The organism is Acidocella sp., from assembly GCF_027352905.1.
GTDB lineage: Bacteria > Pseudomonadota > Alphaproteobacteria > Acetobacterales > Acetobacteraceae > Acidocella.
In genome coordinates, this window is the sequence record NZ_DAIEIF010000031.1 from 1 (window position 1) to 8,585 (window position 8,585).

7 protein-coding genes are annotated in these 8,585 nt (G+C 71.3%); all 7 read right to left on the reverse strand.

The window, feature by feature from the left end:
• On the reverse strand, window positions 1–253 hold a 253-nt coding region (locus tag M7H45_RS05400; RefSeq protein WP_298215231.1), incomplete at its 3' end, for a glycosyltransferase.
• Complete coding sequence (locus tag M7H45_RS05405; protein ID WP_298215232.1) at window positions 250–1,365, reverse strand: FtsW/RodA/SpoVE family cell cycle protein; 1,116 nt, start codon at window positions 1,363–1,365, stop codon at window positions 250–252. The genes M7H45_RS05400 and M7H45_RS05405, both read right to left, overlap by 4 nt.
• Window positions 1,365–2,654, reverse strand: a complete 1,290-nt coding sequence (gene murD, locus M7H45_RS05410; RefSeq protein ID WP_298215233.1) for a UDP-N-acetylmuramoyl-L-alanine--D-glutamate ligase — start codon at window positions 2,652–2,654, stop codon at window positions 1,365–1,367. Before murD ends, M7H45_RS05405 begins: the two co-directional genes overlap by 1 nt.
• Window positions 2,651–3,739: a phospho-N-acetylmuramoyl-pentapeptide-transferase gene (gene mraY, locus M7H45_RS05415; protein ID WP_298215234.1), complete on the reverse strand. Its 1,089-nt coding sequence runs from the start codon at window positions 3,737–3,739 to the stop codon at window positions 2,651–2,653. Before mraY ends, murD begins: the two co-directional genes overlap by 4 nt.
• Window positions 3,739–5,073, reverse strand: coding sequence for a UDP-N-acetylmuramoyl-tripeptide--D-alanyl-D-alanine ligase (murF, locus tag M7H45_RS05420; RefSeq protein WP_298215235.1), 1,335 nt, complete (start codon window positions 5,071–5,073; stop codon window positions 3,739–3,741). Before murF ends, mraY begins: the two co-directional genes overlap by 1 nt.
• Window positions 5,070–6,452, reverse strand: a complete 1,383-nt coding sequence (locus M7H45_RS05425) for a UDP-N-acetylmuramoyl-L-alanyl-D-glutamate--2,6-diaminopimelate ligase (RefSeq protein ID WP_298215236.1) — start codon at window positions 6,450–6,452, stop codon at window positions 5,070–5,072. Before M7H45_RS05425 ends, murF begins: the two co-directional genes overlap by 4 nt.
• Window positions 6,439–8,481, reverse strand: coding sequence for a penicillin-binding protein 2 (locus M7H45_RS05430; RefSeq protein WP_298215237.1), 2,043 nt, complete (start codon window positions 8,479–8,481; stop codon window positions 6,439–6,441). Before M7H45_RS05430 ends, M7H45_RS05425 begins: the two co-directional genes overlap by 14 nt.
• Window positions 8,482–8,585: the final 104 nt, after the last annotated feature.

Here is an 8,585-nt window from a genome sequence, read left to right on the forward strand (position 1 = left end):
CGCCCCTGGCCAGGGCCAGCGCCCCGGCGGCGGCGCGGCCCGGCCCGCGCCCGGCCAGCCCCGCCCCCGCCACCACATGCCGCTCGGTGCGGGCGAAAACAGGGGAGGCGAGCCCGCCCGAGCGCGCATCGGTGAGCAGCACCACCCGCTCGCCGCGCTCCAGCAATTCCGCCGCCAGCGCCTCGGCCGGGAAAAAATGCCCGCCCGTGCCACCCGCGGCGATGACGATGGGCTGATGCGCCGCCGCCCTCATGCCGCGTCTCCGGCGTGGCGCTTGCGGGTCAGCGCCAGCAGAAATCCCATCTGGGTGGAAATCGCCAGGGCTGAGCTGCCGCCATAGGAGATCAGCGGCAGCGTCATCCCCTTGGTGGGAATGAGGGAGAGCGAGGAGGCCATGTTGACGAAGGCTTGCAGCCCGAACCCCGCGACCAGCCCGCCCCCCGCCAGCACCACGAAGAGATTGGGCTCCGCCAGCAGCCGCACCAGCGCCCGCAACACGATGGCGGCGAAGACCAGGATGATGAAGGCGCAGAAGAACAGCCCGAATTCCTCGCCCGCCACGGCGAAGACGAAATCGGCCCGCGCATCGGGCAGGAAGTGCTTCACCTGCCCCTCGCCGGGGCCGCGCCCGAGCATGCCCCCATTGCCGAAGGCCATCAGCGCCGTCTGGGCCTGGCTGCCCTTGGGCGGGTCGAGGAAGACCATCACCCGCGTATGCACATGGGCGATGAACAGAAAGGCCAGAACGCCCGCCACCACCAGCAGCGCCCCCGCCACGGCGAGCCATTTCATCTCCAGCCCGTCGAGATAGAGTTCCGTCAGCACGACCATGGTGAACAAGAAGGTCATGCCGATATCGGGCTGCATCTTCAGCAGCGCCGCGGTGGCGAGATACACGCCCAGCGCCGCCCGCTTGCCGGGAAAGCCGGGCGTGCGGCGGGATTCGGCGATGCACCAGGCGACGATGATGATGAAGGCCGGGCGCAGGAATTCGGAAGGCTGGATGGTGAAGCCGGGCAAAGAGAGCCAGCGCTTGGCCCCATCCACCTCGGTGCCGTGCAGCAGGGTGAAGGCGGTGAGCAGATAGAAGACAATCCCCAGGCCCAGCGCCGCCAGCTTCACCTGCCGCAGGGAGAGCATGGAAAGGCCGAGCATGGTGAGGCCGCTCAACGCCAGAAAGACGATCTGCTTGAGCATCGCCAGCGTGTGCGGGTCGGTGATGTGGTCGGTGAGGCCCGGCGTCGCCGCCAGCGCCAGCACATAGCCGATGCCGAGCAGCACGGCGAGCGCCATCAGCGTCACCCGGTCCACGCTCCACCACCAGCGGCCCAGGGTGGACGTATCCGCGCGCGAGAGTTGCGGCATCAGGCCCCTCCTTGCGCCAGGGCGGTGAAACGCGCCCCCCGCGCCTCGAAATCGGCGAACTGGTCGAAGCTGGCGCAGGCGGGCGAGAACAGCACCACGCCGCTGCCCGCCTTGGCCGCCGCGAAGGCGGCGGGCACCGCCTCTTCCAGAGTGCCGGCATAATCATTCGCCACCCCGGCGGCGGTGAGGCGCCGCGCGAAGGCCGGGCCGTCCCGGCCGATGAGAAAAGCGGCCTCGATGCGGGGAAATAGCGGCGCCAGCGGCTCGATCCCGCCCGCCTTGGCGATCCCCCCCGCGATCCAGACGAAGCGGGGAAACACGCTCATCGCCCGGCTCGCCGCATCGGCGTTGGTGGCCTTGCTGTCATTGATGAAGCGCACGCCCTCGCGCATCGCCACTTCCTGGGCGCGGTGCGCGAGGCCGGGGAAGCTCTCGATCCCGGCGGCGATATCGGCCGCGCCCACGCCCAGGGCGCGGGCCAGGGCGGCGGCGGCCTCGGCGTTCTGGGCGTTGTGCTCGCCCGCCAGCGCCCTCGCCCCGGTCCGCCGCCCGGCGCCGGAAATCTCCACCACCCGCGCCGGCCCGCCGCGCAGCCAGGCGGCCATCTCGCGGGAGGCGTCGTCATCCACCCCGATCACCGCCGTGCAGCCCGCGTCCTGGCGGGCGAAGATCGCGCGCTTGGCGGCGGCGTAGCCGGCCATGCCGCCATGGCGGTCGAGATGATCGGGGGAAAGATTGAGCATCGCGGCGGCATCGAAGCGCAGGGCCGCGAGTCTCTCCAACATATAGCTGGACATCTCCAGCACATAAACGCCCTCATCCGGCAGCACCGGCAAGGAAAGCGCCGCCGGGCCGAGATTGGCCCCCGCCGCGTGAGGCACCCCCGCCACCTCCAGAATATGCGCGAGCAGGGCGGTGGTGGTGGATTTGCCGTTGGTGCCGGTAACCCCCGCGAAACGCGCCCGGCTGCCAAGCCCCCGCACCCCCTGGTAGAGCAGCTCCGCATCGGTGAGGATGGGAATGCCGCGCGCCGCCGCCCAGCCCGCCTCGGGGTGGGGGGCGGGCAGCCGGTGGGGAATGCCGGGCGAGAGCACCAGCGCATCGAAACTCCGGCCGGATTCGCTCGGCCTGACGGGCGCGAACCCCTCGGCGGCGGCGGCGGCCCGCGCGGCCTCGCCATCGTCCCAGACCGTCACCCCCGCGCCCCATTCGCGCAGCCGCCGGGCGGCGGGCAGCCCGGCCTTGCCCAGCCCCACCACCGCGAAGGATTTGCCGGAGAACACGCTCATCGGATCTTCAAGGTGGCCAGCCCCACCAGCCCCAGAATCATCGAGATGATCCAGAAGCGGATGACGATGGTCGGCTCCGCCCAGCCCTTCTTCTCGAAATGATGATGCAGCGGCGCCATCAAAAACACCCGCCGCCCCGTCCGCTTGAACCAGAACACCTGGACGATGACCGAGATCGTCTCCACCACGAACAGCCCGCCGACGATGGCGAGCACGATCTCGTTCTTGGTCGCCACCGCCACCGCGCCCAGCGCCCCGCCCAGCGAGAGCGAGCCGGTATCGCCCATGAACACCGCGGCCGGCGGGGCGTTGAACCAGAGAAACCCCATCCCCGCGCCAATCAGCGCCGAGAGAAACACCGCGAGCTCGCCCACGCCGGGAATGAAATGGATCTCGAGATAGCCCGCGAAGATCCGGTTGCCGACCAGGTAGGCGATCAGCGCGAACACCCCGGCGGCGATCATCGTCGGCACGGTGGCGAGCCCGTCCAGCCCGTCGGTGAAATTCACCGCATTGGCCGCGCCCATCATCACGATCAGCGCGAAGACCGGAAACATGAAGCCAAGCGGGATCAGCAAATTCTTGAACAGCGGCACCGCCAGCCCGTCGGCGATGGGCGCGGGCATCAGATGCGTCATCCACAAGGCGGCGATCAGCCCGAGCGCCGCCTCGCCCAGCAGGCGGACGCGCCCCGGCACGCCCTTGCTGTTGCGCCTGGTCAGCTTGAGGAAATCATCGGCGAAGCCGATGCCGCCATAGCCGAAGGTCACCATCAGCACCGCCCAGACATAGCCGTTGGAGAGGTCCGCCCAAAGCAGGGTGGAGATCCCCAGCGCCACCAGCATCAGCGTGCCGCCCATGGTGGGCGTGCCCTTCTTCTCCAGCAAATGCCGCTCCGGCCCGTCGGCGCGGATGGGCTGGCCATGGCGCTGCATGGCGCGCAGGCGGCGGATCAGCCCCGGCCCCAGCCAGAAGCTGATGACGAGCGCGGTGAGGCAGGCGCCACCCGCCCGGAAGGTGATGTAGCGGAACAGGTTGAACGCGTGCACATACCCGGCGAGCGGGAGAAGAAGCCAGTAGAACATCAGCCGGGACTTTCCAGGGCGGAGATCACGTCGCGCATGCGGCTGCCGTGGCTGCCCTTCACCAGCACGGCGTCGCCGTCGCGCAGCGCGGCCTTCACCAGCGGGGCGAGGCCCGCGGCCTCCGGCGCATGCGCGCCCTGAATGGCGCGGGGCAGCGAGTCGAACAAGGCCCCGCAGCCCGGCCCGGCGGTAAAAACGAGGTCGGCGCTCTCGCGCAGGGCGGGGCCAAGGGCGAGATGCTCGGCCAGGGCGTGCTCGCCCAGCTCCAGAATATCCCCCAGCACCGCCACCCGCCGCCCGGCTTGCAGCCGCAGCACGGAGAAGGCGGCGCGCATGGAGGCGCCGGAGGCGTTGTAGCTCTCATCCAGCAGCAGGATGCGCCGCCCGCCCGGCAAATCCACCTCCCGCCGCGCCCCCCGCCCGGCAAAGGGCGCGAAACCGGAGAGCGCGGCGGCGGCAATCTCCACATCCAGCCCCAGCGCGGCGGCGGCGGTCAGCGCCGCCAGGGCGTTGGCGGCCATGTGCCGCCCCGGCGCGGCGAGGCGGAAATAGACCTTCCGGCCCAGAATCTCCGCCGCCGCCTCACAGCCTTCCGGCCCGTTCGCGAGGTCGAGCAGCCGCGCCTCGGCCCCGTTGAACACGAAGGCGCCGCGCCCCTCCGGCACCGCCTCGCGCAACAGGTGCAGATAGGCGGAGTCTCCCGGGATCACCGCCTTGCCGCCCTCGGCCAGGGCCGCGTAGAGGCTCGCCTTCTCGCGGGCGATGGCGAGCTCGGAGCCCATCAGGCCGAGATGCGCCCGGTCCACGCAGGTGATGATGGCGGCGTCGGGCCGGGCCAGCGCCGCCAGCGGCGCGATCTCGCCCGGATGATTCATGCCGATCTCGACCACGCAAAACGCCGCCTCGCGCGGCAGCCGCGCCAGGGTCAGGGGCACGCCGATATGGTTGTTGAAGCTCGCCTCCGCCGCGTGCACCGGGCCGAAGGGGGCGAGCAACCGGCGCAGCATCTCCTTCACCGTCGTCTTGCCGACAGAGCCGGTCACGGCGATCACCCGCGCCCGGGACCGTTCCCGCCCCGCCCGGCCCAACCGTTCCAGCCCCGCCAGCGTGTCCGGCACCAGAATGGCGGTGCCCGCCACCGGGCGGGAGACCAGCGCCGCCGCCGCCCCCCGGGCAAAGGCCGCCCCGGCGTAGTCATGCCCGTCGCGCTCGCCGCGCAGCGCCACGAACAGATCGCCCGGGCGCAGGCTGCGCGTGTCGATGGAAAGCCCGGTCACATCCCAGCCCGTGCCGAACAGGTCCCGCAATTCCGCCGCGGTCCAGAGCGCGCTCATGCCCCGCCCCCCAGCTCGCGGATCACCGCCGCGTCGTCGAAGGGGATCACCTCGCCGCCGATGATCTGCCCCTGCTCATGGCCCTTGCCCGCCACCACCAGCACGTCACCCGGGCGCAGCCCCTCCAGCGCGGCGGCGATGGCCGCGCGCCGGTCGCCGATCTCCACGGCGCCGGGGCAGGCGGCGAGAATCGCCTGGCGGATCAGCGCCGGATCCTCGCCGCGCGGGTTGTCATCGGTGACGATCACCACATCCGCGCCGCGCGCGGCGGCGGCGCCCATCAGCGGCCGCTTGCCCGCGTCGCGGTCGCCCCCCGCGCCGAGGACGATGTGCAGACGGTTGCTGGCATGCGGGCGCAGGGCGGCGAGCAGCCGGGCGATGGCGTCCGGCGTATGGGCATAATCCACATAGGCGGCGGCCCCGTTGGGCAGCACCAGGGCGCGCTCCAGCCGTCCGCGCACCCCGGCCAGGCGCGGCAGCAGCGCCAGCGCGTCCCCAACCCCCAGCGCCTCGGCCAGGCTGGCGGCCAGCGCCGCGTTCTCGGCCTGGAAGCGCCCGGGCAGCGGCAATTCCACCGCCCGCCCGCCAATATGCGCCACCTGCCCCTCCGGGCGCGGCTCCACCCGCTCCACCGCCACCGGCGCGAAATCCAGCCGCCGCGCCGCCGCCAGCTCGCGCAGCCGCGCCAGCAGCTCCGGGTCGAGATCGGCCATCGCGCGGATGGCCGCGCCGGGTTTCAGCAGCGCCTCGAACAGGCGCAGCTTGGCGGCGCCATAGGCGGCCATCGAGCCGTGATAATCGAGATGGTCGCGGGTGAGGTTGGTGAAGCCCGCAGCGGCGAAGCGCAACCCATCCAGCCGGTGCTGGTCGAGCCCGTGGCTGGAGGCCTCCAGCGCCACGTCGCTCACCCCGGCTTGCGCCAGCCCGGCCAGCACCCGCGCCAGGCTCACCGGGTCGGGCGTGGTCAGGCCGCCGCCGGGCGCCACCCCCGGCGCCACCACCCCCAGCGTGCCGATGGAGGCCGCCTCGCGCCCGGCCATGCCCAGCATCTGGCGGAGAAAATCGGCGGTGCTGGTCTTGCCGTTGGTGCCCGTCACCGCCGCCAGCCGCTCGGGCGGGCGGCCAAAAAACGCCACCGCCAGCTCCGCCAGCCGGGCGCGCGGGTCACGCGCGGTGATGAGGCGGCGGGGCGGCACGCCGGGGGGCCAGGGCGTGCCCTCCGGGGCCAGCACGGCCACGGCGCCGCGCGCCACCGCCTCGCCGATATAGGCGCGGCCATCCGCCCGCGCCCCCGGCAGGGCGGCGAACAGCCAGCCCGGGCGCACGGCCCGGCTATCGGCGGTGAGGCCCAGCACCCCCCGCATTTCAGCCTCGTCCATAGCCGGACTCCCGCGCCGTCATGTGGCTGTCCATCATCGGCGAGACCGGCGCCATGATGCCGTCATGGGGCGGCTGGCGCGCGTGGGAGGCGGCGGGGCGGGCCTGCCCGCCCATGGCGGGCAGGCGGGGGAGGGTGGCCTGGGGCGGTTTCGCCCCCATCAGCTGGTAGGCGAAGGCGTTGGCCCCCGGGGGCAGCGGGTTGCCCGGCCCCAGCCCGCGCTGCCCCGGCGGGGTGGAGGGGTTGAGCGGCACGGTCAGCTGCGCGTCCAGCTGCGCCAGCTCGTCCCCGGCGGCGGGCATGATGCCCAGCATCGGCCCCATGCGGGCGATGATCCGCCCCACCGTCGGCGCGGCGATATAGCCGCCGGTGGTAAAGCCATAGGTCGTCGCGTCCGGCTTCGGCTGCAACACCAGCACATAGATGATGTATTGCGGGTCCTGCATCGGGAAGGCGGCCATGAAGGAGGCGTTGTTGGTGTGTTTGAGGTAGCCGCCATTCGGCCCCACCACCTGCGCGGTGCCGGTCTTGCCCCCCACCACATAGCCGGGCACGGCGGCATTCTTGCCGGTGCCGAACAGCACGACATTGGTCATCAGCTTGCGCATCATGTCGGAGGTGCTCTGCTGCATGATCCGCACGCCCTGCGGTTGCGGCCCGCCCGGCTCCACCTTCAGCAAGGTCGGCTCATAGCGGATGCCGCCATTGACGATGGGGATGGTCGCCGTCACCAGCTGCAGGGGGGAGATGGCGATGCCCGCCCCGAAGGAGACGGTCATCGTCGCCGCCAGCCCCCAATTATTTTTGGAGGGAAAGAGCGGCATTGGCGGGCCGGGCAGCTGGATGGCGAGCGGCTTGAAGAAGCCCTGCTTCGCGTACCAATCCTGCTCGATCTTCGGCCCCAATATGGTGGCGATGCGCGACGCGCCGATATTGGAGGAGACGTTGAGAATCTCCGGCACCGCCATCCAGGTATGCGCCGGCTCGAAATCGGTGATGTGAAACCGCCCCACCTTCAGCGGGTGGGTGGTGTCGAAATAATCCCACCAATGCACCAGCCCGCTATCCAGCGCCATCGCCACGGTTTGCAGCTTGAACACCGAGCCTGGCTCGTAATTGCCGTTCACGCAGCGGTTGAATTGCTGATTGGGCGTGGCGGAGCCGTAGGCGTTCACGTCGTAATCCGGCAGGCTGGCCATCGCCAGGATCTCGCCGGTCCGCACATTCATCACGATGGCGCAGGCCCCCGGCGACTGGAACTCCTTCATCGCCGCCGCCAGCTCGTCATGCACGATGCTCTGGATGCCGGCATCGATGGAAAGCTGCAAGGGCTGCGGGTCGCTGGTCAGGGTCTTGTTGAAATACTGCTCCACCCCGGCGACGCCGGAGCTGTCGATCCGCACCCCGCCCAGAATATGAGCGGCGAGATCGCCATCCGGGTAATGGCGCTTCTCGCCATTCTCGAAATACACGCCGGGAATGCCGAGCGAATTGACCGCCACCTCCTCCTGGGGGGTGAGCCGCCGGTCGAGATAGACGAATTCCTTGCGCTTTTCGGCGGGCACGCCCGCCCCCAGCTTGCCCGCCAGCCAGTTGGCGTCGAAGCCGGTGAGCGCGTTGGCCAGCAGCACCGCCGCCGCCTGCGGGTCGGGCACCTGGCGCGGGTCGGCGTAGAGCGCCGCCCCGGGCAGGGAGACGGCGAGGATGGTGCCGTTGCGGTCGGTGATGTCGGCGCGCCCCGGCGGGGGCGGCAGCACGCTCAGCTGGGGCGTCATCGCCGCGATCTGCGCCGGGCTGGGATGGATGGGGTCCACCACCGTCGCCCAGATCAGCTTCAGCCCGAGCGCGCCGAACAGGAAGATGAACAGAAACGCGGCGATCACCACGCGCTCGCGCGCCCGCTCCAGCGCGCCGCGCTGGTCGGGCGGCGGGGCGAAACCGCGCGGGGCCTTCAAGGATTCGAGAGGGTCTTTCCGCCGCGCTCTCTGCCGGCGCGGCGGCTCCTCCCCCGGCCATAAATTCAAGGTCAATTGCCGCTCCCGCTCTGCGCCATCCCCAGCAGCGAGCCGCCGCCCGGCGGCAGGGCGGGGGCCGCCGCCGCCATTTGCGGGGCGGCGGGCGGCGCCACGGCGCG